26 protein-coding genes and 2 rRNA genes are annotated in these 26,906 nt (G+C 49.4%); 19 read left to right on the forward strand and 9 right to left on the reverse strand.

From position 1 onward, the window contains the following. The first annotated feature begins 65 nt into the window (after positions 1-65). The 3 genes from BZG75_RS09180 (at position 66) to BZG75_RS09190 (ending at position 3,885) form a co-directional block, all read left to right on the forward strand. Positions 66-770, forward strand: coding sequence for a tRNA1(Val) (adenine(37)-N6)-methyltransferase (locus tag BZG75_RS09180; RefSeq protein ID WP_242413594.1), 705 nt, complete (start codon positions 66-68; stop codon positions 768-770). Between the two features lie 106 nt (positions 771-876). Then, positions 877-2,100, forward strand: a complete 1,224-nt coding sequence (gene srmB / locus BZG75_RS09185; protein WP_077461742.1) for an ATP-dependent RNA helicase SrmB — start codon at positions 877-879, stop codon at positions 2,098-2,100. A gap of 237 nt (positions 2,101-2,337) precedes the next feature. Then, complete coding sequence (locus BZG75_RS09190) at positions 2,338-3,885, forward strand: alanine/glycine:cation symporter family protein (RefSeq protein ID WP_077461743.1); 1,548 nt, start codon at positions 2,338-2,340, stop codon at positions 3,883-3,885. A gap of 92 nt (positions 3,886-3,977) precedes the next feature. Here BZG75_RS09190 and BZG75_RS09195 read toward each other — a convergent pair whose 3' ends face one another. After that, entirely contained in the window at positions 3,978-4,676 is a 699-nt protein-coding gene (locus BZG75_RS09195; protein ID WP_242413595.1) for an oxidative stress defense protein, read from the reverse strand. Positions 4,677-4,979: 303 nt separating this feature from the next. Here BZG75_RS09195 and BZG75_RS09200 point away from each other — a divergent pair, with 303 nt between their 5' ends. After that, positions 4,980-5,570: a LysE/ArgO family amino acid transporter gene (locus BZG75_RS09200; RefSeq protein ID WP_051109689.1), complete on the forward strand. Its 591-nt coding sequence runs from the start codon at positions 4,980-4,982 to the stop codon at positions 5,568-5,570. Positions 5,571-5,647: 77 nt separating this feature from the next. Here BZG75_RS09200 and mscS read toward each other — a convergent pair whose 3' ends face one another. From mscS to BZG75_RS09225, 5 genes are all read right to left on the reverse strand, one after another. After that, entirely contained in the window at positions 5,648-6,505 is an 858-nt protein-coding gene (gene mscS / locus BZG75_RS09205) for a small-conductance mechanosensitive channel MscS (RefSeq protein ID WP_021023331.1), read from the reverse strand. A 191-nt stretch (positions 6,506-6,696) separates the two neighbouring features. Continuing rightward, the gene (gene fbaA, locus BZG75_RS09210) at positions 6,697-7,773 is read right to left on the reverse strand and encodes a class II fructose-bisphosphate aldolase (RefSeq protein WP_021024526.1); all 1,077 of its coding nucleotides are present in this window, start codon (positions 7,771-7,773) and stop codon (positions 6,697-6,699) included. Positions 7,774-7,927: 154 nt separating this feature from the next. Then, complete coding sequence (locus tag BZG75_RS09215) at positions 7,928-9,094, reverse strand: phosphoglycerate kinase (protein WP_077461745.1); 1,167 nt, start codon at positions 9,092-9,094, stop codon at positions 7,928-7,930. 68 nt (positions 9,095-9,162) lie between these two features. Next, entirely contained in the window at positions 9,163-10,170 is a 1,008-nt protein-coding gene (gene epd, locus BZG75_RS09220) for an erythrose-4-phosphate dehydrogenase (RefSeq protein WP_025744720.1), read from the reverse strand. A gap of 196 nt (positions 10,171-10,366) precedes the next feature. Further along, positions 10,367-12,358, reverse strand: coding sequence for a ligand-gated channel protein (locus tag BZG75_RS09225; RefSeq protein ID WP_077576790.1), 1,992 nt, complete (start codon positions 12,356-12,358; stop codon positions 10,367-10,369). A gap of 168 nt (positions 12,359-12,526) precedes the next feature. Between BZG75_RS09225 and BZG75_RS09230 the strand changes: the two genes are divergently transcribed. The 7 genes from BZG75_RS09230 to ruvX all read left to right on the forward strand — a co-directional run bounded on the left by BZG75_RS09230 (position 12,527) and on the right by ruvX (position 18,267). Beyond that, the gene (locus BZG75_RS09230; RefSeq protein ID WP_077576791.1) at positions 12,527-13,447 is read left to right on the forward strand and encodes a LysR family transcriptional regulator; all 921 of its coding nucleotides are present in this window, start codon (positions 12,527-12,529) and stop codon (positions 13,445-13,447) included. Between the two features lie 178 nt (positions 13,448-13,625). Then, entirely contained in the window at positions 13,626-14,780 is a 1,155-nt protein-coding gene (gene metK / locus BZG75_RS09235) for a methionine adenosyltransferase (protein ID WP_077461748.1), read from the forward strand. A 72-nt stretch (positions 14,781-14,852) separates the two neighbouring features. Next, positions 14,853-15,356 (forward strand): SprT family zinc-dependent metalloprotease, encoded by a 504-nt coding sequence (locus BZG75_RS09240; protein ID WP_021024532.1) that lies wholly within the window; start codon positions 14,853-14,855, stop codon positions 15,354-15,356. A 119-nt stretch (positions 15,357-15,475) separates the two neighbouring features. Further along, positions 15,476-16,207, forward strand: coding sequence for a 16S rRNA (uracil(1498)-N(3))-methyltransferase (gene rsmE / locus BZG75_RS09245; RefSeq protein ID WP_021024533.1), 732 nt, complete (start codon positions 15,476-15,478; stop codon positions 16,205-16,207). 17 nt (positions 16,208-16,224) lie between these two features. Further along, positions 16,225-17,169, forward strand: coding sequence for a glutathione synthase (gshB, locus tag BZG75_RS09250; RefSeq protein WP_077461750.1), 945 nt, complete (start codon positions 16,225-16,227; stop codon positions 17,167-17,169). A gap of 88 nt (positions 17,170-17,257) precedes the next feature. Then, positions 17,258-17,824: a YqgE/AlgH family protein gene (locus BZG75_RS09255; protein WP_077576792.1), complete on the forward strand. Its 567-nt coding sequence runs from the start codon at positions 17,258-17,260 to the stop codon at positions 17,822-17,824. After that, positions 17,821-18,267: a Holliday junction resolvase RuvX gene (gene ruvX, locus BZG75_RS09260; protein WP_021024536.1), complete on the forward strand. Its 447-nt coding sequence runs from the start codon at positions 17,821-17,823 to the stop codon at positions 18,265-18,267. Before BZG75_RS09255 ends, ruvX begins: the two co-directional genes overlap by 4 nt. On the opposite strand, the gene BZG75_RS09265 is transcribed toward ruvX, so the two are convergent. Then, entirely contained in the window at positions 18,212-19,249 is a 1,038-nt protein-coding gene (locus BZG75_RS09265; protein WP_077576793.1) for a type IV pilus twitching motility protein PilT, read from the reverse strand. The two genes, ruvX and BZG75_RS09265, sit on opposite strands and share 56 nt — an antisense overlap. Positions 19,250-19,272: 23 nt before the next feature. Between BZG75_RS09265 and BZG75_RS09270 the strand changes: the two genes are divergently transcribed. From BZG75_RS09270 to rsmC, 8 genes are all read left to right on the forward strand, one after another. Then, a complete protein-coding gene (locus BZG75_RS09270) occupies positions 19,273-19,974 on the forward strand; it encodes a YggS family pyridoxal phosphate-dependent enzyme (RefSeq protein ID WP_077576794.1) in 702 nt (233 codons plus the stop codon). A 42-nt stretch (positions 19,975-20,016) separates the two neighbouring features. After that, positions 20,017-20,835, forward strand: coding sequence for a pyrroline-5-carboxylate reductase (proC, locus tag BZG75_RS09275; RefSeq protein WP_077461753.1), 819 nt, complete (start codon positions 20,017-20,019; stop codon positions 20,833-20,835). Between the two features lie 16 nt (positions 20,836-20,851). Continuing rightward, entirely contained in the window at positions 20,852-21,406 is a 555-nt protein-coding gene (locus tag BZG75_RS09280; RefSeq protein WP_077461754.1) for a YggT family protein, read from the forward strand. Positions 21,407-21,497: 91 nt separating this feature from the next. Beyond that, positions 21,498-21,938 (forward strand): DUF4426 domain-containing protein, encoded by a 441-nt coding sequence (locus BZG75_RS09285; RefSeq protein ID WP_108742910.1) that lies wholly within the window; start codon positions 21,498-21,500, stop codon positions 21,936-21,938. A gap of 28 nt (positions 21,939-21,966) precedes the next feature. Continuing rightward, positions 21,967-22,563, forward strand: a complete 597-nt coding sequence (gene rdgB / locus BZG75_RS09290; protein WP_077461755.1) for an RdgB/HAM1 family non-canonical purine NTP pyrophosphatase — start codon at positions 21,967-21,969, stop codon at positions 22,561-22,563. A gap of 3 nt (positions 22,564-22,566) precedes the next feature. Beyond that, a complete protein-coding gene (gene hemW / locus BZG75_RS09295; RefSeq protein WP_077576795.1) occupies positions 22,567-23,718 on the forward strand; it encodes a radical SAM family heme chaperone HemW in 1,152 nt (383 codons plus the stop codon). A 90-nt stretch (positions 23,719-23,808) separates the two neighbouring features. Next, positions 23,809-24,894 carry an AI-2E family transporter gene (locus tag BZG75_RS09300; protein ID WP_077461757.1) on the forward strand — a complete coding sequence of 362 codons (1,086 nt, stop codon included), beginning with the start codon at positions 23,809-23,811 and terminating at the stop codon, positions 24,892-24,894. 107 nt (positions 24,895-25,001) lie between these two features. Next, entirely contained in the window at positions 25,002-26,027 is a 1,026-nt protein-coding gene (gene rsmC / locus BZG75_RS09305) for a 16S rRNA (guanine(1207)-N(2))-methyltransferase RsmC (RefSeq protein WP_021024545.1), read from the forward strand. Positions 26,028-26,399: 372 nt separating this feature from the next. On the opposite strand, the gene rrf is transcribed toward rsmC, so the two are convergent. Both rrf and BZG75_RS09315 read right to left on the reverse strand, forming a co-directional pair. Continuing rightward, a 5S ribosomal RNA gene (rrf, locus tag BZG75_RS09310) occupies positions 26,400-26,515 on the reverse strand. A gap of 114 nt (positions 26,516-26,629) precedes the next feature. Next, positions 26,630-26,906: ribosomal RNA gene (locus tag BZG75_RS09315) — 23S ribosomal RNA — on the reverse strand; the annotation flags it as partial.

The following is a 26,906-nucleotide window of genomic DNA, read 5'->3' on the forward strand; positions in this document are numbered from 1 at the left end:
TGATCACATTAAAGCAAAAAATGCTATCGGCTTGCTGACCAAACTACGGAGACACTGAGCATCTTGTGAGTCAATTTCAATTTAAACAGTTCACGATTGAACACAGTCACTGTGGCATGAAAGTCAGTACCGACGGGGTGCTGTTAGGGGCGTGGGCCGAACCGAATCAGGCACAACACAGTTTAGATATAGGGACTGGCACCGGATTATTAGCCCTTATGTTGGCACAACGTTTTCCTAACCTAGCAATGACAGCCGTCGACTATGACGTGTCAGCGTTTCACTGTGCATACGACAATGTGGCAAGGTCACGGTTTGTGGATCAAATTCAGGTACAACAGACCGATATCAACACCTATCGCAGCCCGCATCTATGGCCTCACATTGTGTGTAATCCGCCGTATTTTACCAGTGGTATTTCATCAAAAAACAAGCAACGTGCGATCGCCAGACACACGCAAACGCTTAGCCATGAAGAGTTAGTCCACTGCTTGGCTCGCCTTTTAACGCCAACAGGATGTGCTGATCTGATTTTACCCCTCAAAGAAGCCGAGGCGTTGATCGAACAGGCCGCTGAATGTGGTCTTTACTTACGCCGCTATGTCCGCGTGAAGCCTAGCTCGAATAAACCGCCATCACGATTATTGTTCACTTTAAGTCCCACGACGGGAACGCTAAGATCTGATACGATCACCGTACGTGATCAACATGGCGACTACACCCAAACGTTTGCCGCCTTGACGCGCGCGTTTTATCTCAAATTGCCGTAAGCAAAACATCGCAGTGTAGGACAACCTGTATTGGTGATGACGCGCTGCCTATTTACACCATTTGCGTCTATAATGCCGCGCTTAACTATCCTTGGAGAATTACCCTGTGCGAAGCTTTGCCGAACTAGAGCTGGATCCTGAACTGCTCAGTGCACTCGACGATATGGGCTATCAGCGCCCAACGCTTATCCAATCGGAGGTCATCCCCCATGGTATGGATGGGCGCGACATCCTCGCGTCGGCACCAACCGGAACGGGAAAAACCACGGCTTTTTTGCTGCCAATGCTGCAGCACTTGTTAGATTTCCCACGGCAAAAGCCAGGACCAGGCCGCGTGCTTATTCTGACCCCCACGCGTGAACTGGCAATACAAGTCGCTGATGAAGCGCGTGCATTAGCCAAAAACACAAGTCTAAAGGTGTTCACCATTACGGGCGGGATTTCGTATCAAGAGCACGCCGAGCAATTGGGAAAAACCCAGGATATTGTCGTCGCGACCCCAGGTCGCTTAATGGAGTACATCGAGGCAGAGCGTTTCGATTGTCGCGCCGTTGAGTGCCTTATTCTCGATGAAGCAGATCGCATGTTGGATATGGGCTTTGCCAATACGGTCAATCGCCTCTCTGATGAGTGCCAACGTCGTCGTCAGACCATGCTATTTTCAGCAACACTTGAAGGTCGCGGGGTTAGCGGATTCACTGACAGTCTTTTGGACGAGCCAGAGCTAATCGATGTCACTCCTCCTCGCCGTGAACGCAAAAAAATCACCCAGTGGTATTACCGTTGTGACGACCTCAATCATAAACGCGCGCTACTCAAAGCCATTGTGAACGATCAAGCGGCGCGCGCAATTGTCTTCATAAAAACACGTGAACGCTTGGCGGAACTTCGCGAGTATATGCAGTCACAACAACTCGAATGCGCCTGGATTCAAGGTGAAATGCAACAAGCCAAACGCAATAATGCCATCAGCCGTTTTAGTGAGGGAAAAGTGCGTATTCTCCTCGCGACCGATGTGGCCGCTCGCGGCATTGATGTGCCTGATATCACCCACGTGATTAACTACGATCTTCCGCGGACTGCCGATGTGTATTTACACCGTATTGGTCGCACAGCACGCGCGGGTAAGAAAGGATCTGCCATTTCGCTGGTTGAGGCCCACGATCAGCCCATGATGGATCGGATCACCCGTTATATGGATGAAGATATCAAAGAGCGAACCATTGATGGTTTGAAGCCAAAACATAAAAAAGCAGAGCACAAAAAGAAAAAAAAGAAGCAAAGCGATAAAAAGACAACCACAGCTAAAAAGCCCAAAAAACGCAAATAGATTTAGACATCCATCCGTCACACTGACTGGCTGAAATATAAGGATTTACTCAAGGAGGCCCTACACGGTCTCCTTTTTTTCGCCTGTCACGTCCATTTTACTGCACACTAAACGATCAATTTCACACATCACGCAATGCAATGACACAAAATATTAACAATTGAGCTGCAAATCAGTTTAAGATGCTAGGCGCGATTACAATAAAACATGATGCAAACACAGTAGAAGGAACTCACTATGCAATCGTTTGTCGATTTCTTAAATAGCATCATATGGAGCCCAGTGCTGATCTACACCTGCCTAGGTGCAGGACTGTTCTACTCCATATTGACACGTTTTGTGCAAGTCCGTCATTTCTCCGAGATGTGGCGACTGCTTTTTTCTGGGAAAAGTTCGGAAAAAGGGATCTCTTCATTCCAAGCGCTCGCCGTTTCCCTTTCTGGTCGTGTCGGTACCGGTAATATTGCCGGTGTGGCAGCAGCGATCGGTTTTGGCGGTCCAGGCGCTGTTTTTTGGATGTGGGTTGTTGCCTTCTTGGGGGCGGCAACGGCATTCACCGAGTCAACCCTAGCGCAGATTTATAAAGAAGAAGACAACGGTGAGTTCCGCGGTGGGCCAGCGTATTATATTGAAAAAGCGATGGGCCAAAAATGGTATGCCATTCTTTTTGCACTCGCGACACTCCTCGCTTGTGGCGTCATGTTGCCGGGCGTACAGTCGAATGCCATTGGTAATGCCGTTGAAACCGCCTTTGGCTCAGGTGCTATGGTTGATACCGCCATGTTTGGCGCACTCGAGGTGTCTAAAATCATCACCGGCGCCTTTATTTCTGTCGTACTGGGTTTCATTATTTTTGGTGGTGTGAAGCGTATCGCCCACTTTACCCAGATCGTCGTGCCATTTATGGCGCTGGCGTACATTATTATCGCCTTCGTCATCATTTTGCTCAACATCAGCGAAGTACCTACCGTGTTTGCCATGATTGTTGGCGATGCTTTCACACCAATGGCCGGTGCTGGCGCAGCAATCGGTTGGGGGGTGAAACGTGGGGTTTACTCTAACGAAGCCGGTCAGGGAACAGGCCCTCATGCCGCCGCTGCTGCGAACGTTGAGCACCCAGCTCAGCAAGGTTTGGTGCAGTCGTTCTCCGTGTATATTGATACGCTATTGGTCTGTTCAGCCACCGCATTTATGATCATCATTACCGGTGCTTACAATGTGCACGGTGCCGGTGACGCCTTTATCGTACAAAACTTAGCCTCATCGGTGGCAGCCAATAGCCCTGAGTTTACTCAGCTTGCCATTGAAGCGGCGATGCCTGGACTGGGCAAACCCTTTATCGCGTTTGCACTTTTCTTCTTCGCCTTTACTACCATTCTTGCCTACTACTACATTGCGGAAACCAACATTGCGTACCTACGTCGCACGTTTAAAGTGCCTGGTATGATGTTTGTACTGAAACTGGTGCTGATGTCCGCGGTATTCTATGGTTGTGTTCGTAGTGCTAACCTCGCTTGGGCATTTGGTGACGCTGGCGTTGGCTTAATGGCTTGGCTCAACATTGTCGGTATCATCATCATCTTCTTCATGTCCAAACCGGCGATGAAGGCGTTGAAAGACTATGAAGAGCAGCAAGCCCAAGGGGTTGAAACTTACACCTTTGATCCCGTCAAACTAGGAATCAAAAATGCTGACTACTGGGAGCAGCGCTTGGCGCGTCGCAATGGTACTCAGGACAGCCAAGCAACAGATGCAGATGGAAAGCCGATTAATCCAACCGCGTAATCCATCCTAAAGCGATAAAATACAGGGCGCCTTAGAGGGCGCCCTTTTTTATGGGTATAGCGGTAATGCCGTGCGCATTACGTATTACAGGCTTAGTCTTCTAAACGAAAAATAATATCGACTTGATCGCGTATCTGCATAGTCGCATCCTGATAGGTCGCTGCCACTTCAGCACTGTCACTACGCATTTGTGCGTTCATCATTACCGGGCGCGGATGACTTGAGCGGTAGCGAACTTGCCAAACGCCATCAATGCGCATCCCCAGGCTTTTAGCCAAGGCATCTGCTTTATCTTTTGCGTCGTTAACAGCAGCCTCGCGCGCCTTGTCTTTAAGCGCCAACTGTTCGCTACTGGTTAGCTGTACCTGCCGGATACGGTTGATCCCCTCGCCCAACGCACCATCTAGCACTGCATTCAATTTGTCTAGCTGATTTAGCGTCACCGTCACCTGTCGTTCGGCACGATAGCCTATCAGTTCAGGCGCTTTGTCTTTTGTATGTTGATAACGTGGAGATAGCTGGATATGGGCGCTCTCTATCTGTTCACGTTTCACACCTTGTTTTGCCAGCCGTTCGATAAAAGCAGCAACCGCTTTATCTGATGCGCTTTTTGCTGCTTTGGCGGTTTTTCGCTCAGTGATCACGCCAACATCAATATTGGCCATATCAGGCGCTGCCGTGATTTCCCCAACACCTGTGATCTCTAAATGAGGAAAATCGATGTTGGCCATCACCGCCGGGGAAATAACCAACGCGCCGGTGAGCCATATTAGTGCTTTAAACTTACGCATCATCTCTCCTTTTATGGATTCAAATTATCATGAGGTTACAGGTCAGACTCTTTTATCAGCGAAAGACTCCCTCGCTTAGGTCAAGTTTATGTTAAAACCCGCTCAACGCCATTTATGACTCGGCACAAACCTGTGTGTGATCGGCAATTTCTCTTCCTGCTCCCGTATCCGTTACATGATTAAGAAAATTCGATTCCCTTTCCGGGTCGCTCTGCTTAAAGTGAGGGGAATGACACGAGATAAAAGGAATAAACCGTGAGCAGTTTTTTAGTCGCACTTCAAGGCTTAGGATTAAGTCTCACCATGATTATCCCCATTGGCGCGCAAAACGCCTATGTGATTAACCAAGGGATCAGTCGTGAACACCATATGATCACTGCATCCATTTGCTTTGTCTGCGATATTGTCTTGATCTCGACAGGTATCTTCGGTGGAGGCGCTTTATTAGCGAGCTATCCTTTATTGCTGAATACGATAACTATCGCTGGCATCGCGTTTCTCAGTGTGTATGCGTGGCAGTTTATACAAAGTGCGCGTCAGCAACATCAGGAAGACGACTTAACGGTACCGAGCATGAGCCGCGGGCGCCGAGCAGTGATCATTGGTGCGCTTGCGGTGACCTTGCTTAACCCGCATGTTTACCTTGATACCGTGGTGGTGTTAGGGGCGATTGGCGGCCAGTTTGCATTCGATGAGCGAATTGCCTTTACGATCGGCGCGCTGATGGGGTCATGTTTATGGTTTTATGGCTTATCCGCAGGGGCTGCCCGCTTATCGCCTTGGCTGTCGACGCCATCGATACGTCGATTACTCGACCTGTTAATGGCCAGTATGATGATCTTTGTTGCCGGCAAACTGGCGTTCGGTCTTTATGCACGCTTGCTCGCCAGTTAAGCCATGGGTATGGATGCGGCACTCTTACCGCACCCATACCAGTGAAAACCAATAGACTGCTAAAACCAATAGACTGCTTACGCTTGGCTCTCACCGCGCTCGAAATGAACACTCATTTGCGGGAAAGGGATTTCAATACCGTTTGCGTCCAGCGCTTCTTTGATGGTCGGCAGCAGCTCAAAATACACACTCCAGTAATCTTCTGTTTTCACCCAAGGTCGAACGACGAAGTTCACCGATGAGTCGGCCAATGTCATCACCGCCACATTAGGCTCAGGATCTTTTAGAATAAGCGGATGCTGCGTCACAATATCGGTTAACACCGCTTTGGTTTTCTTCAAATCCGCGCTGTACGCCACACCAATGGTTAAATCAATGCGACGTGTCGCATGCTTAGAATAGTTAGTGATAGGGCTGCTGATCACTGAACCATTCGGCACCACCACCATTTTGTTGTCAGGGGTAGTCAGCACGGTAGAGAAAATTTGTATCGACTCGACAGAGCCTGCAACACCTGCCAGCTCGACATAATCCCCTGATTTAAAGGGGCGAAACATCACAATCAAGACGCCAGCGGCAAAGTTAGCTAACGATCCTTGTAAGGCCAAACCGACGGCTAAACCAGCAGCACCAAGAATCGCAATCACAGAAGCGGTTTGTACGCCAACACGGCTGAGTGCCGCAATCAGCACGATGATAAAAAGCAAGTATCGAACCAAGCCATGGATGAACTCAACCACCGCATTGTCCATATTACGCTTGCGCATCACTCCCGCCATGGAATTGGCGAGCCCTTTTACCACCATGTTACCGATCACTAAAATCAATAATGCTGAGACAATATTGACCCCATATTGAATCAATAAATCTTGGTTGTTGGTGAGCCATGTTTGTGCCCACTTCGCCCCTTCTACTACCGTGTTCTCTTCACTCATTCCCTCTTCCTTCTATGATTGGAATAAATCATAACCTAATAGTAACAGGCTTTTACCCTCCGCTGTCTATCTTCGCGTCTTCGTTCAGTGAACGCGGCATCACCATATATAAAAAAAGCCCGCCCAACATATATAAAAAAGCCCGCCAAATATGGCGGGCTCATGTCTTCTTTTGCTATCAGTACTGTAACTTACAGTACGTCAACCGCGTTAAGATCTTTAAAGGCTTGCTCAAGACGTGCAACCATTGATTCTTGACCTTTACGCAACCATACGCGTGGATCGTAGAATTTTTTGTTTGGCTGATCATCACCTTTCGGGTTACCGATTTGGCTTTGCAGATAACCTTCGTTGTCTTGATAATACTGACGGATACCATCCCATGTTGCCCACTGGGTATCGGTATCGATGTTCATTTTGATCACGCCATAGCCAATAGACTCTTGAATCTGCGCTTCTGAAGAGCCCGAACCGCCATGGAAGACGAAGTTTAGGCCATTGGTCGGTAGACCAAATTTCTCTGAGCAGTAAGCTTGTGATTCACGTAGGATTTCTGGCTTAAGTACCACGTTACCTGGCTTATAAACACCGTGAACGTTACCGAATGAAGCGGCAATGGTGAAGCGAGGGCTTACAGCAGACAGTTTTTCGTATGCGTACGCCACTTCTTCTGGCTTGGTGTAAAGGTCAGCGGTATCAACATCGCTGTTATCCACGCCGTCTTCTTCACCACCAGTAATGCCCAGTTCGATTTCCAGCGTCATGCCCATTTTGTCCATGCGCGCCAGGTATTCGGCACAGATTTCCATGTTCTCTTCCAGTGACTCTTCAGAAAGATCAATCATGTGAGAAGAGAACAGTGGCTTGCCGTGTTCTTTAAAGAAAGCTTCACCGGCATCAAGCAGACCGTCGATCCACGGCAGCAGTTTTTTCGCTGCATGGTCAGTATGCATAATCACTGGCACACCATACACTTCAGCCATCGCGTGAACGTATTTCGCACCGGCAACAGCGCCTTTAATTTGCGCTTCTTGACCGTCTAGCTTCAGGCCTTTGCCTGGGAAGAAGCCTGCACCACCGTTAGAGAATTGAATAACCACTGGCGCTTTTACTTTCGCCGCAGCTTCCATTACAGCGTTGATAGAGTCAGTGTTTACCACGTTAACCGCTGGCAACGCGAACTTGTTCTCTTTAGCAACTTCAAATACTTTCTGAACATCATCGCCAGAGATAACGCCAGGTTTTACAAAATCAAAAACTTTAGACATGGCTCTTGTCCTATTAAATCGGGTTGTCTTTGCTGAACTGAGTAAAGATGCGTATCGGCACCCTTATCAATACGGTGCAATCGTTTACGACTCGGCCTATTGTAGTCAAACGAAAGCAAAAACGGGAGACATCACTCCCGTTTTATCGTCGGATTTATGCGTCTTTCGCACGCGCTTCCAGCATTTCTACCGCTGGAAGTGGTTTGCCTTCAACAAACTCAAGGAAGGCGCCGCCGCCGGTTGAGATGTAAGACACATCGGCTTTAATGCCAAATTTATCAATTGCAGCCAAGGTATCACCACCGCCTGCAACCGAGAAGCCTTCAGACTCAGCGATTGCTTTTGAAATCCCTGCAGTGCCTGCTTCGAAGTTCTTAAACTCGAAAACACCCACTGGGCCATTCCAAAGAATGGTTTTGGCATTTTTCAAGATGTCAGCCAGTGCTTGGGTAGATTCTGGCCCTAGGTCGAAGATCATGTCATCGTCTTGCACGTCTTCAACACGCTTGATTTCAGCCTCTGCATTTTCATCAAACGCTTTGGCACACGCAACGTCGGTCGCAACAGGAATATGGCACTCTTCCATCAAAGATTTCGCCGTATCCACCAAATCTGCTTCATAAAGCGATTTGCCCACATTGTGGCCGTCCGCTGCAATAAAGGTGTTGGCAATACCACCACCGACAACCAGTTGGTCTGCAACGGTAGACAGTGATTTCAAAACGGTCAGTTTGGTCGACACTTTTGACCCACCCACAATCGCCACCATTGGACGAGCAGGGTTATCCATTGCTTTACCAAGCGCGTCGAGTTCGTTCGCCAGTAATGGTCCGGCACATGCGATCGGTGCATGCGTGCCCACACCATGGGTTGATGCTTGCGCGCGGTGCGCAGTACCAAAGGCGTCCATCACAAAAATATCGCACAGTGCGGCGTACTTTTTAGACAGTGCTTCGTCGTTCTTCTTCTCGCCTTTATTAAAGCGAACGTTTTCTAGCACGACGAGCTCACCGGCGTTCAGTTCAAGACCGTCTAAGTAATCTTTAGCCAGGCTAACGTTGCAGTCTAGCGCGTCGTCAAGATAGTTCACGACAGGTTGCAGTGAGTATTGGTCTTCAGGTTGTCCTTCTTCAGGACGCCCCAAGTGAGAGGTCACCATCACTTTCGCGCCGGCTTCCAAGCAGTGTTTGATGGTAGGCAATGACGCCAAAATACGTGCGTCAGAGGTAACTTTACCGTCTTTTACCGGCACGTTCAGATCCGCACGGATAAAGACACGCTTTCCGGCAAGATCTAAGTCGGTCATCTTAATTACAGACATAGGGTCCTCTCTATAAGGTTGCAAATTGAAACTGACTTAATCAGGGCGACCCCCTTGCGTTAGCGCACTCATTGCGCCATCGCCAAGGTGGTATCCAACATTCGGTTGGCAAAGCCCCACTCGTTGTCGCACCAAACCAACGTTTTTATCAGCTGATGATTACTCACCCGCGTTTGCGACCCATCGACAATGGCACTGTGTGAGTCGTGGTTGAAGTCTATCGACACCAAGGGCGCTTCGGTATAATCCAGTATACCGTCTAATGTACATCGAGATGCGGTTTGCAGAGCTTGATTTACGTCATTAACTTTCACTTTAGTACGTACAGTGACACTTAAATCCATAGCTGTCACGTTTATCGTCGGCACACGCACAGAAATCGCTTCGAACTTGTCAGAAAATTTCGGAAAAATCCTACCGATCCCAACATGCAATTTGGTATCGACAGGAATGATAGACTGGCTAGCCGTGCGTGTACGACGAAGATCGGAATGGTAGGCATCGATCACCTGCTGATCATTCATTGAAGAGTGAATGGTGGTGATGGTGCCAGACTCAATACCAAAGTGCTCATCCAGCGCTTTAATCACCGGCACAATGCAGTTTGTGGTACAAGATCCATTGGAGACGATACGATCGTCTGTCGTCAATGCCTCGTGATTGACGCCATATATCACGGTTCGGTCGACATCTTGGCTCGCAGGGTGTGAAAACAAGACTTTTTTAGCGCCAGCGGCAATGTGTGCTTCGCCGTCTTCACGGGTACCAAATTTGCCCGTACAGTCTAAGACAATATCGACATCAAGATCACGCCAAGGTAACAGTTGTAATTCCGGTAAGTGAAGAAGGCGAATGCTGTCGGTGGCGACAAACAAATGTTCTTGATTGTAAGAAACAGGCCAGCCGAATCGACCGTGGCTCGAGTCATACTGGAGCAGATGCGCCATCGCTTCCGGCTCGGCGAGTTCATTAATCGCCACCACTTGAATGCGATCGTGCTTACCGCTCTCGTACAGGGCACGCAATACGCTGCGCCCTATGCGGCCAAATCCATTAATTGCGACTCTGAGTGCCATGTCCATCGGTGCTTGTTTGACGATGGTACACAGTGTATCTCAAGCACGTAAAAGACGCACGTATTGTGTGAGTCTTCTCACGCGAGTTGAGAACAAAGCGTAGTAAAAAAAACGCCCGTCCGGTGAAAGTCCGAGACGGGCGTGGCAGTGTGATGGCGGCTTCAATCGATGCAGCAAGACCATCCTTTATTGTGACTTAGAAGCTGATATTCATGCCTAACCAATATCGGCGCTCATCACTGATATAGCCGTAATCCTCATAGTCACGTTCTTTGTCTAATAGATTATAAACCGCACCTTGAAGCTCAATGGCGTCGCTGAGCTGATAGTTCATCCCAGCGTCTACCAAGGTGTAGCTCGGCTCTATATTGCTTCGAGAGGATGGGCCTTTGACAGGATCCATTTCTTCGCCACGGTAGGTCGCGCTGACCCAAGGGCTCAACCGCTCGGTGGCTTGCCAGTTTACTTCGCCATACGCGAGCTGCTGAGGAATTTGATTCAGAGGTTGACCTTTATACGCACCGGTCTTTTGCTCCGAATCGGTGTAGGTATAACTGGCGCTTACATCGAGCGTCTCCATGACAGGCACGAATATGCTCGCTTCAACCCCCTGAGTAACCGCTTCATCAACGTTAATCCGAGTAGTGGACGGTTTAGTTTTTGTCACTTTCTTATCGTCTTGGTCTTTGCCTGTATAGACAGTAGGTGGACAAGTTGACGCGGGACAAGTCACACGGGTGATCTTATCTTTAAAGTCATTATGGAATACTGTTAACGAGCCACTGACTCCGGTGTCGCCTTGATAGTTAATACTCACTTCTGAGTTCACAGACGTTTCAGGTTCCAGGTCGGCGTTACCATAGATATTACCGCCACGACTCACTTGCGCCCAATTCGGCGCAATTTCTCGCAGTTGTGGTGAACGGAATCCGGTCGCGACCCCACCCTTCACTATCCAGCTATCGGTGAGCTGATAAACACCATACAGGCGTGGACTGGCGTGATAATCATAGTTTTCATCATGATCAACGCGTAAGCCTAGCGTCACGCTAAATGGGTCAATCACTCGCCATTCATCCTCCACAAACAAGGCGGCCTGAGTATTGTCAATTTCAGTTTGGCTCGATGCTTGATTAGAGGAAAAGTCTTCCAGTTCGGCATGGGTCACCGAGCCGCCAACCGTCAAAGTGTGTGTGTCAAAATCACGGATCAGACGGGTTTTAAACTCGGTGTTGTTAATCGTCATCTCACGACTTTTATTGCGGCTTTGCTCGTGCTGTAGGTGTGAGTCTGACCAGCCCCACGTCCAATGCCCTTCATGGCCGAGCGCTACCGATTGTCGCCGATATTCATTATTGCTGTTTTCACAACTGCCTCGACACTGGCTATCATCGGTCGGCACGGTTTTACCCATTTGGCCATTGCGCTCTTGCGAGCTCGCGCCTAGGTCCAGGGTCCATTGTTGAAAATCGCTGGCATCATAGGTCAACGAGGTTGATAGGCTGCGTAAAGATTTATCCTCGTAACCGAAAGTAATGTCGTCTTCTTGACGTTGAACCGTTTGGCCCGATACCTTCATACCCAGTTTATCGCTTAGGGCGCCAGAAAGGTAAAAGTTGGCACTTTGTTCATCGCCTGATGCGCGTTTTTCTTGTAATAACGTACTCAGCTGCACGTTACCGTGCCACTCTTGCTGGTTACGACGCGTAATAATGTTAATTACCCCACCAATGGCATCAGAGCCATACAATGTCGACATCGGCCCGCGAATCACCTCAATACGCTCAATCGCTTGCAAAGGCGGCAGCCAACCTTGTTCAATGCCGGGTCCGTCGCTGTTTGGGCGTGTTTCTCGACTGGTGGTACGCTTTCCATCCACCAGCATCAAGGTATATTTTGACCCCATACCGCGAATGCTTATATCCGTGGTATCGCCACCGCCTGTCACGACCACGCCAGGGATGCGTTTTAGGGCATCCGTGACATCTCGATAATAACGACCTTCTAGTTGGTCACGGCTAATCACACTGATACTTGCTGGCGCCTTTGCTGTGGCTTGCTCAAATCCTGAGGCCGTGATGACCATGGTTTCAGTATTTTGATCGACCGCTTCAGCCGCATGAATGGCACTTAAGGGGATACCGGCTAAAACCATCCCAAGTACGCAGGGACGAAGACAACTGGACATAATCAACTCCATTCTGTGATAATGATTATCGTTTGTTATATGATAATTATTCACATCTAAGTCAGAACAACTAGTGGCAAAACAGGAACACTTCGTTCCAGTGATAGAACGACGTCATAGTCACCAAACGACAGGTGTGGACTTTCAACGGAATCAAAAAGGACGATTATGCAGGACTTCTCCTCTATTCGTGCATTTGTTGCTTTATGCCAACATCAAAGCCTAACGGCGGCCGCGAAAGCACTGGGACAGCCCAAATCAACTCTCAGTCGTCGTTTAGCGCAGCTCGAGACAGATATGGGGCAGTCACTGACACAACGGCAAGGAAACCGGCTAGTGTTAACCAAAGCAGGCGAGATATTCTCCCGTTACTGCCAACAAATTCTCGATTTGGTCGAGGAAAGTGAAGAAGCGATCCAAGGGTTAAATAATCACCTTCAAGGGCCAATTGACGTGATTTGCCACCCAGGCATGATGCGTGGATGGGCAGGGCCATCGATAAATGCCTTTTTAGCGAAACACCCCAAGGTTTCCATTACATTAACGAGTGACGTCAGCCCAGCGCGTATCCAGTCTGCGGATCTGATTATTTGGGCGGGCGATATTATACTGCCGATGAACTGTCGAGCTCATAAGCTAGGCACTTGGCAATATGGTATTTATGCTGCACCACACTACGTGGCACAACACGGCCCTTTTATGCATCCAAGCGCTTTGGACGGCCATCCATGGCTGGATGTTTTTGCCCTTCGGCGGCAAGGGTTGACGCTCCATAATCACGATAACACCTACCATTTAAGCGCCATGCCTAGCCGTTTCAATTGCGACATGATAGCGATCCAGTTAGATGCGATTGCAAATGGACAAGGTGTCGGACTTCTGCCGACTTGGAGTGCAGCTGGCTATCAGAAACACCACCCTGATAAAATTATACGGTGTTTAGCGCAATGGCACTCAGCGCCGGTCCCATTACATCTTTATTGCAGTGCTGGCCGCCTTCCTCTGCGTGTCGAGTCACTCAAACATTGGCTGCAAGAAGCGGCTCCAACCGGCTGGCAACCCGCAAGATCGCCTCAAGCCGTTACTTAGGACAATACGATACGGCTCGCCTTTGCTATACCTAGAGAGGCCCCCTGATGCATTAACTGACTTGCGTTTATCGTATTTGCGAATAAAATAGACGTCTAGAAGTTAAAACATCTGAGATGATCGGCGAGACAACTCGCTACGTATCGTCGGTATTCTTGATAACCAATGAGAGTGTCACATGGCTAAGCACCTGTTTACCTCAGAGTCCGTCTCTGAAGGCCATCCTGATAAAATCGCCGATCAGATTTCTGATGCGGTCTTGGATGCCATTCTTGAGCAAGATCCCAAAGCGCGCGTTGCCTGCGAAACCTACGTGAAGACCGGAATGGTCATGGTAGGCGGGGAAGTGACGACCTCAGCCTGGGTTGATATTGAAGAGCTCACTCGCCAAACGGTACGCGATATTGGTTACGTCCATTCCGATATGGGTTTTGATGCCAATTCTTGTGCAGTATTGAACACCATTGGCAAGCAATCGCCTGATATAAACCAAGGCGTTGACCGCGCTGATCCCAAAGATCAAGGTGCGGGCGATCAAGGGATTATGTTTGGTTTTGCCACCAATGAAACCAATGTACTGATGCCAGCCCCTATTACTTACTCACACCGTTTGGTTGAGCGCCAAGCGCAAGTGCGTAAAGATGGCACCTTAGATTGGCTACGTCCTGATGCAAAAAGCCAGGTCACTTTCGCCTACGACAACGGCAAGATTGCGGGCATTGACGCCGTGGTGCTGTCAACACAGCATGGCGACAGCATTTCAACCGACGATCTCCGCGAAGCGGTCATGGAAGAAATTATCAAACCGGTTCTGCCTGCAGAATGGCTCACCAAAGAGACCAAATTCTTTATTAATCCAACAGGTCGCTTTGTGATTGGTGGCCCGATGGGAGACTGTGGTTTAACCGGCCGTAAAATTATCGTGGATACCTACGGTGGCGCAGCCCGTCACGGTGGCGGGGCATTCTCAGGCAAAGATCCATCAAAAGTGGATCGTTCTGCCGCCTACGCCGCACGTTATGTAGCGAAAAACATCGTCGCAGCTGGCCTTGCTGACCGCTGTGAGATTCAATTGTCGTACGCCATTGGTGTGGCCGAGCCAACGTCTATCATGGTCGAAACCTTTGGCACTGAAAAAGTGGCGCCAGAGGTGATTATTAAAGCCGTTCGTGAGCACTTCGATCTACGTCCGTATGGCCTACAAGAAATGCTCGACTTACTGCAACCTATTTATAAGCAAACTGCTGCATATGGCCATTTTGGTCGTGAAATTTTCCCATGGGAGAAAACCGACAAAGCAGACCTATTGCGTGAATTTGCCAAGCTTGGTTAATCTGGCCTGATTCGCTTTTTACAAAGGGAAGCGTTCGCTTCCCTTTTTTGATCGCAGTGTGAGTCGACACCTATGCCTTCTCTTTCTAACACCTTGATACAATCGGTCACCGACCAGGTTCACGCCTGTATTGATCGTGCCAATCGACAACTAGATCGCCAACTGATTTATCCAACAATTGGCTTTACGTTACGAGGGCGCGCCGCAGGCACCGCGCATCCGACAGAATGGCGATTAAGGTTTAATCCGGTATTGCTCCAGCAGCACGCCGACGCTTTTTTTCATGAAGTGATCCCGCATGAAGTCTGTCATTTAGTCACGTTCGCGCTGCATGGGCGTGTCAAACCTCATGGTCCGGAATGGCGCGACCTAATGACTAACTTGTTTCATGTTCCAGCAAACACGACCCACCAGCTTGATATTACAGCGGTACAAGGGAAAACCTTCTCGTACCAGTGCCGTTGTGGGCCAGTGGCCTTAACGATACGCCGTCATCATAAAGTTCTGCGCGGCCAGGCAACCTATCGGTGCAAACAGTGCCAACAGATACTGACGCCGGTTAGCGAAAAACATTAGCCATTTGCTTTTCCGTTCACCGTCCCCATATTATTGACACGTTCCCGATTAACACATCACCTATTGCCACCGGTAGCCATGTTACACTGGAGGCTGATTGATAATGGAAAGCGAACACCATGCGAATTCCTCGAATTTATCACCCGGCGCCTTTACCGTCTCAAGGCACGGTGACCTTAAGCGATGAAGCGGCGAATCATCTAGGCCGCGTATTAAGAATGCAAGCAGAGCAACCAATTCTGCTTTTTGATGGTTCTGGGGCACAATTCCCAGCGACCTTGACGCAAATCAGTAAGAAACACGTCACCGCAACCATCTCAGCCCGCGAAGAGGTCGGTGTTGAATCGCCACTAGATTTTGAACTGGGACAGGTTATTTCTCGTGGTGAGAAAATGGAATTTACCGTACAAAAATCGGTTGAGTTAGGGGTAAATACCATTACGCCACTTTTATCGGCGCGATGTGGGGTCAAGATCAATGCTGATCGACTGGAGAAAAAACGCCAACAATGGCAAAAAATAGCCATTGGCGCCTGCGAGCAAAGTGGGCGCAATATCGTCCCCACCGTGAATCCCGTGATCAACCTAGACACTTGGTGCCAACAGGCATTTGATGGACTGAAACTCAACCTTCATCCTCGCGCACCGTATTCTCTCAATACACTTCCTCAAGCCCCTTCTAAGCTGCGTTTGCTGATTGGGCCAGAAGGCGGATTGTCAGAAGAAGAAATAGCGATGACACGTGATCGTGGTTTTGAAGAAATTTTATTGGGCCCTCGGGTCTTACGCACAGAAACGGCGGCGCTGACAGCCATTACCGCGCTACAAGTCCGTTTTGGCGACCTGGGTTAACGGCAAACAGGAGAGACATGATGAAAATAGGTGTAGTGATGGATCCCATTGAGGCCATCAGTGTAAAAAAAGACTCCACGTTTGCCATGATGTTGGCGGCACAACAACGCGGCTGGGAAATACATACTATTTCGATGAATGATATGTCGATGCTGCAGGGTGAACCGAGTGCTCGCACCCAAACAGTGAGTGTCATGGATGATCCTAACAATTGGTATCAAGTACACCAAACACAAACCCTACCGCTGCGCGCGTTTGATGCGATCTTGATGCGAAAAGATCCCCCCTTTGATACCGAGTATATCTATGCGACCTACATGCTAGAGCGCGCAGAAGAAGCCGGTGTTTTAATTGTGAACAAACCGCAAAGCCTCCGTGACTGTAACGAGAAACTCTATACCGCTTGGTTCCCTGAACACACACCCACCACCTTAGTGACACGACGTGCCGACGAGATTCGTGCATTCCAAGCCCAGCACGGTGATGTTATTTTGAAGCCGCTCGATGGCATGGGGGGCGCCTCTATTTTCCGGGTCAAACAAGGTGATCCGAATATTGGTGTGATCATTGAGACCCTTACTGAGCATGGCCAACGTTTTTGCATGGCACAAACCTTCGTCCCTGACATCAGCAATGGTGATAAGCGCATCTTAATTGTTGACGGCGAACCGGTGCCCTACTGTTTGGCCCGCATTCCAGCAGAAGGTGAAACGCGCGGTAATCTCGCCGCCGGTGGCCGTGGTGAAGCACGTCCTTTATCGGAGACGGATTGGGCAATTGCACGTGCAGTCGCACCGACATTGAAAGAAAAAGGGCTGATCTTCGTTGGACTCGATGTGATCGGCGATAAGCTCACAGAAATCAATGTCACCAGTCCGACCTGTATTCGTGAAATTGACGCCGCGTATGATATTTCCGTAGGCGACATCTTGATGGAAGCGATCGCCCAACGCTGCAAATAAAAAATGAGGCGCATTGCGCCTCTATGATTGCCTAAATACACATATTTTGCGCATACTCAACGTAAGCGTACGAACAGGAGACGGCGATATGGATCTGAAAAATCATTTTTTAATCGCAATGCCGAGCATGGCCGATAGCCGTTTTCAACAGGGTGTTATCTACGTGTGTGAGCATAATCATGACGGCGCCATGGGGTTAATGATCAATCACCCTATTAACTTGTCCGTGGGTAAAATGCTGGACCAAATTGAGGTAGAGCGCGACGTGCCGCTTTCCAATACAACCGAAAGTCTGACTCAATCCGTTTTATTTGGCGGGCCGGTGTCTGAAGATCGAGGATTTGTGCTGCATCCGGCCAATTGTTCGTATGGCACCAGTGTGCCCGTATCGGATCAATTAGCCGTGACCACCTCAAAAGATATCTTATCGATTCTCGGGACCGAGCAACAGCCAGAGCAATTTTTGGTGGCCTTGGGTTATGCAGGCTGGGAGGCCGGACAGCTTGAACAAGAGTTAGCCGAAAATAGTTGGCTCACCCTGGAGGCCGATCCCAGCGTAATTTTTGATACCCCTGTTCACCAACGTTGGCAAAAAGCGCTCGACCAACTCGGCATTGACGCCGCCAACCTTTCTTCACAAGTAGGACACGCATGAACGCACAAACCGTGATGGGTTTTGATTACGGGGTAAAAAGCATTGGCGTTGCCATCGGTCAGTCGTTAACCGGCACCGCTCGCCCTTTATGCGCTTTGAAAGCGCGCGATGGTATTCCTAACTGGGATGACATTGATGCCCTATTAAAAGAATGGCAACCTGATTATTTAGTGGTTGGGCTGCCATTAGATTTACAAGGTGAACCTCTCGATACCATTACACCCAGAGCGAAAAAATTTGCCAATCGCTTACATGGGCGCTTTGGTTTCCCGGTCTCGTTACATGATGAGCGCCTATCAACACGCGAAGCCCGCGCAGCACTTTTTGAACAAGGCGGCTACAAAGCCTTAGGTAAAGGAGCTGTCGACGCCCAGTCAGCCGTTGTGATTATTGAAAGCTGGTTTGAGCGCCAATATGCTGAGCCGTTTCACGCCTCGGAATAACCCCTTGGTCGGTCAGCCGTGTTATCGCCTGCTCCATAGTTTGCATCCCCTGAGCGACGCCTGTTTGCATCATGGAGGTCATCTGCGCCACCTTGTCTTCACGGATAAGGTTAGCAATCGCAGGGGTGGCTTTCATAATTTCATACGCAGCGACCCGTCGGCCCTGGGTGTTTTTGACGAGCTGCTGCGATACTACCGCCTGCAAAGAGGCAGACAACATAGAGCGAACCAAGGGCTTATCACTCCCTGGAAACACATCGATAATCCGGTCAACGCTTTTCGCCGCACTCGCGGTATGTAACGTGGCAAAGACTAAATGGCCAGTTTCTGCGGCCGTCAATGCTAAGCTTATCGTCTCTAAGTCTCGTAGCTCGCCGACCAGAATCACATCTGGATCCTCCCGTAAGGCCGAACGCAGCGCCTGTTGAAAGGATTGCGTATCACGATTCACTTCCCGCTGATTCACTAAGCTTTGTTGCGGCGAGTGAATGAACTCGATCGGATCTTCAATAGTAAGAATATGCTTTTGTTGATGACGATTAATATGATCAACCATCGCTGCCAACGTCGTTGATTTGCCCGATCCCGTCGGCCCAGTCACGAGTACCAGCCCCTGAGTGAGCGACGCGAGCTCTGTTAAGACAGAAGGCGCGTTTAACGCTTCCAAGGTTGGCAGCGCCTCTGGGATAACCCGAAATACCGCCGCGCACCCATGTTGCTGATGAAAAGCGTTCACCCGAAACCGGCCAACCGAGGCCAGCTCAAACGAAAAATCCACCTCCCATTCGGTTACAAACGTTTGGCGTTGCTGGGGATTCATCACAGCGATAATCAATTGCTCGACCACTTGATGATTGAGCGCAGGTAGACTGAGCTTGCGCACATCGCCATCTACCCGCACCATTGGCGGCACGCCCGCAGAAAGATGTAGATCTGACGCACGATGCTTTACACTAAAGGCCAATAGCTCAGTAATTTCCATTCATTTTCCTCGTAGAATCAGGTATGTGTAATATTAAGCAGAATATTGAACAGGTCAGGGAACAGATAGACCTCGCCACCCAAAAATGCGGCCGACCCGATCATTCGGTGCAGTTGCTTGCGGTGAGTAAAACAAAACCCGTCGAGGCGATCGCAGAGGCCGTGGCCGCAGGTCAAACCGCATTTGGCGAAAACTACGTGCAGGAAGGCGTCGAAAAAGTGGAGCACTTTGCCACACATGCCCCAAACACAAAGATTGAATGGCACTTTATTGGTCCAATTCAGTCGAACAAAACGCGCTTGATCGCCAGCCACTTTGATTGGGTCCACTCAGTCGATCGGTTAAAAATTGCTAAACGTCTGAGTGAGCAACGTCCCGCACATTTGCCGCCACTCAACGTTTTAGTACAAGTGAATACCAGCGGTGAGGCGTCTAAATCAGGCATAACACTGGATGAAGCCATGGATTTGATTGAATCAATGCGGGCTTTACCCAACCTCACCGTGCGAGGATTCATGTCGATCCCGCAACCGGAAACAGATTATCAGCGCCAATGTGCCGCGTTTGAGCCTTTAGCGACCGCGTTTAATTCGCTCCACGCACACACGCCGACTATTGATACCTTATCGATGGGTATGAGCGGTGATATGGCAGCTGCCATTGCATGTGGCAGTACCATGGTAAGAATCGGCACCGCCGTTTTTGGTGCACGTGATTACCGCTAACGACACCTACACAGAATGATGAGAACAACAGGAACCGAATACATGGAACATCGCCCTCTCACCTTTATTGGGGCTGGCAACATGGCTCGATCCATCATTGCCGGACTCGTGGATGCAGGATATCCCGCCTCAGCCATTACAGCCGCGTCACCCAGCGCGCATCCTAACGATGTGCTGACAACGCAATACGGGATCCAAACCACCACAAACAACCTTCTTGCTTGCCAACAAGCGGAAGTGATCGTTTTAGCGGTAAAACCCCAATTAATGGCAAAAGTACTAAGCGACTTGCCAGCGGTCGATTGGTCGTCGAAAATGGTGATCTCAATAGCCGCTGGCATCAATGTTGCCCGTCTTAATCAAATGGCTGGTACATCACTTAATCTGGTGCGCGTGATGCCGAATACACCTTCGCTGGTGGGTAAAGGCATGAGCGGCCTGTACGCATCACCGGGTGTGACGACGGGTGATCAAGACTATGCCTCCGCGCTGATGAAAGCGGTGGGTGAAGTCTGCTGGGTCGATAATGAGGCGAGTATCAATGGTGTGATTGCGGCTGCAGGCAGTGCGCCGGCCTATTTTTTCCGCTTTATGGAAGCCATGCAGCAAGAAGCCATTCGCCAGGGTTTTACTGACCAGCAAGCAAGGGCGTTGGTACAACAAGCCGCACTGGGAGCGGCAGAAATGGTGGCCGCGAACCCAGACACCACGCTTGGAGAACTACGCGAGCAGGTGACTTCAAAAGGAGGAACCACCGCAGAAGCGTTGCAAGTATTCGAGCAGCACAATATTAGCGACATAGTCGCACAGGCCATGCAGGCGGCGGTGAGCCGTGCTGAGCAAATGGAACAAGAATTTTAATCACTAAGGCGACGATATGAATGCAATGACCTTTCTGATCAACACCGCGTTTGATCTTTACATTATGGTGGTGTTACTCCGTATATGGCTACAATGGTCTCGGGCCGATTTTTATAACCCGTTCTCTCAATTTGTGGTGAAGGCGACCCAACCTGTTGTGGGTCCACTGCGCCGGATGGTTCCCGCGCTCGGTGGATTAGATCTCGCGACCGTCCTCTTTGCTTATCTGCTGATGGTCGCTAAATTTGTGGCACTGGATTTAGTCGCCGGCAATCCATTAGCAATGAGTTCAGGAATGTTCCTGTTTTCTGCCATTGCGCTGCTTAAAGCAGCCGGTAAACTGCTGTTTTGGGTGCTGATCCTACGTGCTATTCTCAGCTGGGTTAGCCAAGGCAATAACCCTGTAGAGCAAGTGTTCCATCAGTTAACCGAACCGGTTTGCGCCCCAGTGCGTCGCATCCTCCCTCCTATCGGTGGACTGGATCTCAGTATTTTGGTGATCTTTATTGGTCTACAATTTATCAATATGTTAATTGGCGACATGGTCGGCCCAGTTTGGTACGCCCTATAAGGGATATGCGCCTCACCCTGACAAGGATCGGGCTGAGGCGCTCGTGCGTACTGGTTTCGGTATGCTCATGCGATCACAACAAGGAAAGATTATGCGTAACCTCATTGCTTTGATGATTAGCCTCTGTGGCATAGTCATGACCCCAGCTTGGGCGGGCCAGTTTAAAGAAATCGGCGAATTAGAGGTGCACTACAACACCTTATCAACGACGTTTTTAACCCCTGACATCGCCAAGCAATATGATATTACCCGCAGCGGCTATCGCGGGTTGGTTAATATCGCGGTTCTCGACACCATGCAGCTTGGAAAACCGGCGATTGCCGCCAAGGTCCAAGGCCAAGTCAAAAACTTGGTGGGTAACAGTCGAGAGCTAGATTTTACCGAGATCCGCGAAGGCGACGCGATTTATTACATTGCGACCTTTGCCGCTGATGATGAGGAAACCTATCAATTCCAGATTGATCTCAACGCAGCGGGCAATCGCAGTGCCTCCTTCGACTACAATTACACGTTTTACGTCGATACCCCTTAACAGGGTGACAAACACATAGGTAACCGACATGAATAAAGTTGTGCTGGCAACCGGCAATGCAGGCAAAGTAAAAGAAATGGCCGGGCTACTCGGCGAATTTGGTTTTGAGGTTCTGCCGCAAAGTGATTTTGCGGTGACAGAAGCTGACGAAACCGGGACCACTTTTATTGAAAATGCCATCATTAAAGCCCGCCACGCGGCGAAACTGACCGGGCTTCCAGCCATCGCCGATGATTCAGGCCTTGAGGTGGATGCGCTAAAAGGCGCACCTGGCGTCTATTCAGCTCGCTATGCTGGCGATGACGCCAATGATGCCGATAATGTCGCCAAGCTACTCGACGCAATGCATGATACTGATACCCATGCACGCCAAGCACGTTTTCATTGCGTATTGGTGTACATGCGCCACGCGAATGATCCGACGCCATTGGTCTGTCATGGCGTTTGGGAAGGTCAAATTGCCCATGCACCACAAGGTGACAACGGCTTTGGCTACGATCCAGTATTTTTGCCCCATGATCAGCAATGCACCGCTGCCGAAATGCCTGCGTCAGAGAAAAAACAACGCTCACATCGCGGTCAAGCCCTCAACGCCCTATTTCAAGCCTTAAAAGCGTCGCAATAACCCATGATTCCATTAAGTTTGTATGTACACATCCCGTGGTGTGTACAAAAATGCCCGTATTGTGACTTTAACTCACACACGCAAAAAGGCGCGATCCCAGAAGACGATTATATCGATGCGTTGCTCGACGATCTCGACACCGACCTGGCCGCTTATCCCTCAATAGTCACGCGTCCACTGCACTCTATTTTTATCGGTGGCGGCACACCCAGCCTGATGTCGCCCGCTCAGATTGAGCGTTTGCTCGCCGGGATCAATGCGCGACTGACCCCGAGTAACAATATGGAAGTCACCATGGAGGCCAATCCGGGCACCGTCGAGGCCGATAAATTTATTGGCTATCGCCAAGCGGGCGTGACTCGTATATCCATTGGCGTACAAAGCTTTTCTGCCGATAAGCTTACCCGGCTAGGCCGTATTCATGGCCCTGGTGAGGCAGAACGGGCAGCTCACCTTGCCCACCAAGCGAGACTGACGAGTTTTAATCTCGATCTGATGCATGGTTTGCCCGATCAATCCGAACAAGAAGCACTCAGCGATTTGGAGCAAGCCATTGCACTGAAGCCGCCGCATATTTCTTGGTATCAACTGACTATCGAGCCTAATACTCAGTTTTACTCTAAGCCGCCCACCCTGCCAGAAGAAGACACCTTGTGGGACATCTTTGATCAAGGCCATCAACGACTGACCGATGCGGGATATGTGCAGTACGAGACCTCCGCCTATAGCCTGCCAGGCCACCAATGTGCACATAACCTCAACTACTGGCGTTTTGGGGATTATTTGGGAATTGGCTGCGGCGCACATGGCAAACTGACCTTGTTAAAGCATGACCAACCTCGTTTACTTCGTACCGTCAAAGTGAAACACCCACGTGGCTACCTCGATCCAGACAAAGCCTACCTCACCGACAGCCAGTGGGTAAAACATACCGATCTTGCGTTTGAGTTTTTTATGAACCGTTTTCGCTTGCTCGAGCCCTGCCCCAAAGCTGATTTTGTCAGTCACACTGGGCTACCGCTGTCACATCTCGCCGCGCCTATCTCTCAAGCTTCTGAGCAAGGCTTAATCACAGAAACAAGCACCCATTGGCAAATCACGCCAAAAGGTAAATTATTTCTCAATGATCTGCTGGCCATTTTTTTAGCCGACTAATGCAACAAACGATGTGTTAAGGTGCCTATAAATTAGGCGCCGGAACATAAGGCGAGCCCTATCATTCAACAAGCTAAAAAGGATATCTCTGTGACTCCGTCATTTCGCGTCGAGCCCAAGCATTGGACCTTAATTGCGGCCCTTATTATCGCCGTTTACGCCTGTTACCTTTTGATCGAGCCCTATATTGGTGCGATTGTGCTCGCCTTTATCGTGTCGTTGCTGTTCTTCCCCGTCCATAAACGCATCGAAGAAAAGATTGGTCAGCGACCCAATACTGCATCGGTCTTATCTTGCATTCTGATCACCTTTATCATCTTTATTCCACTCACTGTCGTGGCGGGTGCAATCATCGATCAAGGTGTGAGCTTTTTCACTCGTAGCTATGAATGGCTTAATAACGGCGGGGCCAGGCAACTGATCAATAACCCGCAGATACAATCAGCCTTACACTTTGTCAATCAGTGGCTACCGTTTGATGTCATCGACCCTCAAGAGACGGTTAAAAAACTGGCCGCGTGGATGTCCTCTTTTAGCGGTCAAATGCTTGAGTTCAGCTCTGGAGTACTGGGCGATGTCACTAACTTTTTTATCACCTTTATGCTGATGTTATTTGTGCTGTTCTTTTTACTGCGCGATCACGACAACATTATCCAAACACTGCGTCATGTTATCCCTTTGTCACGTAGCCAAGAAGACCAACTGCTTGATGAAGTGGAGAAAGTCGCCAAATCGGCTGTTCTCGGTTCATTCCTCACTGCTTTAGCACAAGGTGCTGCAGGCGGACTAGCGATGTGGGCAGTAGGCTTACCGGCCCTTTTTTGGGGCACCATGATGGCCTTTGCCTCTTTTATTCCTGTGATAGGGACAGCACTTATCTGGTTACCAACAGTGCTATATCTCGCAGTAATCGGTGACTGGCAGTGGGCGCTCGCGCTTTTAGTATGGAGCGTTGTGGTTGTCGGCTCCATTGATAATCTACTTCGCCCTTTTTTGATGCAGGGAAACTCTGGCATGAACACCCTGCTTATCTTTTTCTCATTGTTGGGCGGTTTGCACCTCTTTGGCTTAATGGGGTTAATTTACGGTCCGATTATTTTCTCATTAACATTGGTGTTATTCCGGATGTATGAGCTCGAGTTTGCACACTTCCTTGATCGCCAAGACAACGCCTAACCCGTTAAAGATTGGCCTGGTGCGTGCTTTGTGGGAAAATTCGACTCCCGACGCGCCAGGTTATTTCGGTGCGCTTTATTACCGTCGATAATGCAAAGAGAACAATCATGACCCTCACGGCCCCCAGTGAAATTGCTCAGCGTCACCTTCCGTTGTTTGATAATAAACACCTGCTGTTGGCAGGAGAGCTCGAAGATGACTTTGTCCAACAATTATCGCAACGTGCCGCAAGCGTCACTGTCTTTACGACGCATCACGGTTTCGCCACACGCCAGAAAAAAGCGTCGATTACTGTTCATGCAGGCGCGACGCTCGATATCGATCATCCCATCGATCTGGTCTTATTTTATTGGCCTAAAGCAAAAGCAGAAGCTGATTACTTACTCGCAATGTTGACACACGCATTGGGGAAAGAGGTTGATTGGATGGTAGTGGGTGAAAACCGTAGTGGCATCAAAAGCATTGAAAAACGCTTCGCTCCCTACGGGTCTATTAGCAAATACGATGCTGCGCGGCGCTGCAGTATGTATTACGGTACCTGCCACACCCCTGCGAGCTCTTTTTCGTTGGAAGCGTGGTTTACTGACTACCCATTAACCCTCGGCGAGACGTCACTGACCATTCGTGCGTTACCCGGCGTATTTAGCCAAAAAAGTTTAGATGACGGTACCGAGTTGTTGCTTCGTCATCTTCCGTCGATCAAAGGAAACGTATTAGACGTAGGTTGCGGCGCAGGCGTGATAGGTAGCTATATCCTTGCTACTTATCCTGATTGCCAAGTGACGCTTGTGGATGTTAATTACCTCGCCATTGCATCAAGCAAAGCCACACTTGCCGCTAACGGCTTAGATGGGCAAGTTTTACCTTCAGATATGCTTGATGGTGTTGAGGCGACATTTAATACTATCATTAGTAATCCCCCTTTCCATGATGGACTGGATACCCGCTACTCACCAACCGAGTCTTTGTTACGTAACGTCCCCTCTCACCTCTCCAAAGGTGGCCAGCTCATTGTGGTGGCCAATAGTTTCTTACGCTATCCGCCGATAATTAAAGACAGTCTCGGACAGTGTGAATCGATCGCCAAGACTCGACGCTTCGCGGTCTATCACGCATATAAAACACGTGAGTAAGATCAGAGCAACGGGTTACCTTTAGCCGCTTTATTATCACCGCATTTATCATCACTAAAGTCTGCATTGAAGACTCATTACAACAAAAAGCCCTGACCGTCAGGCCAGGGCTTTATTGGTTTTTCATCAAAGATTAAAGATACAAAAAAGCCCCGACCGCAAGGTCAGGGCTTTGTATTTCTACTCATCAAAGTCTTACATATCATTGCTTTGATGCTTAAATGTTTGCTAACTAAAGCCCAATATTAAGCTCTAATTAGATTATCTTGCTTGATGCGATGAGGATTTTGAATCGAGACGCGCAGTGTATGCCAATACATGAGCATCGAAGATATCAAAAGCATCGAGCTATCAACAAGATAAGCAATGAGAGCCTGGCGATGTCCTACTCTCACATGGGGAGACCCCACACTACCATCGGCGCTGCTTCGTTTCACTACTGAGTTCGGCATGGRRTCAGGTGGGTCCAAAGCGCTATGGTCGCCAAGCAAAATTTGGTGTGTCTTCACTTTTCAGTCAAAACACGTATCTAGAAAGCTGTTCGTTCTCGCCACAATCAACTGGCTTATTTYRAGTCCAACCCAAAACCTCTTGGGTGTTGTATGGTTAAGCCGCACGGGCAATTAGTACAGGTTAGCTCAACGCCTCACAGCGCTTACACACCCTGCCTATCAACGTYSTAGTCTASRACAACCCTTTAGAGAGCTCGAAGCTCTAGGGATGACTCATCTCGGGGCCAGCTTCGCGCTTAGATGCTTTCAGCGCTTATCTGTGCCGAACTTAGCTACCGGGCAATGCGTCTGGCGACACAACCCGAACACCAGCGGTTCGTCCACTCCGGTCCTCTCGTACTAGGAGCAGCTCCCCTCAATCATCCAA

Source organism: Salinivibrio sp. AR640, from assembly GCF_001995405.1.
In the GTDB taxonomy this organism is placed as follows: Bacteria; Pseudomonadota; Gammaproteobacteria; order Enterobacterales; family Vibrionaceae; genus Salinivibrio; species Salinivibrio costicola.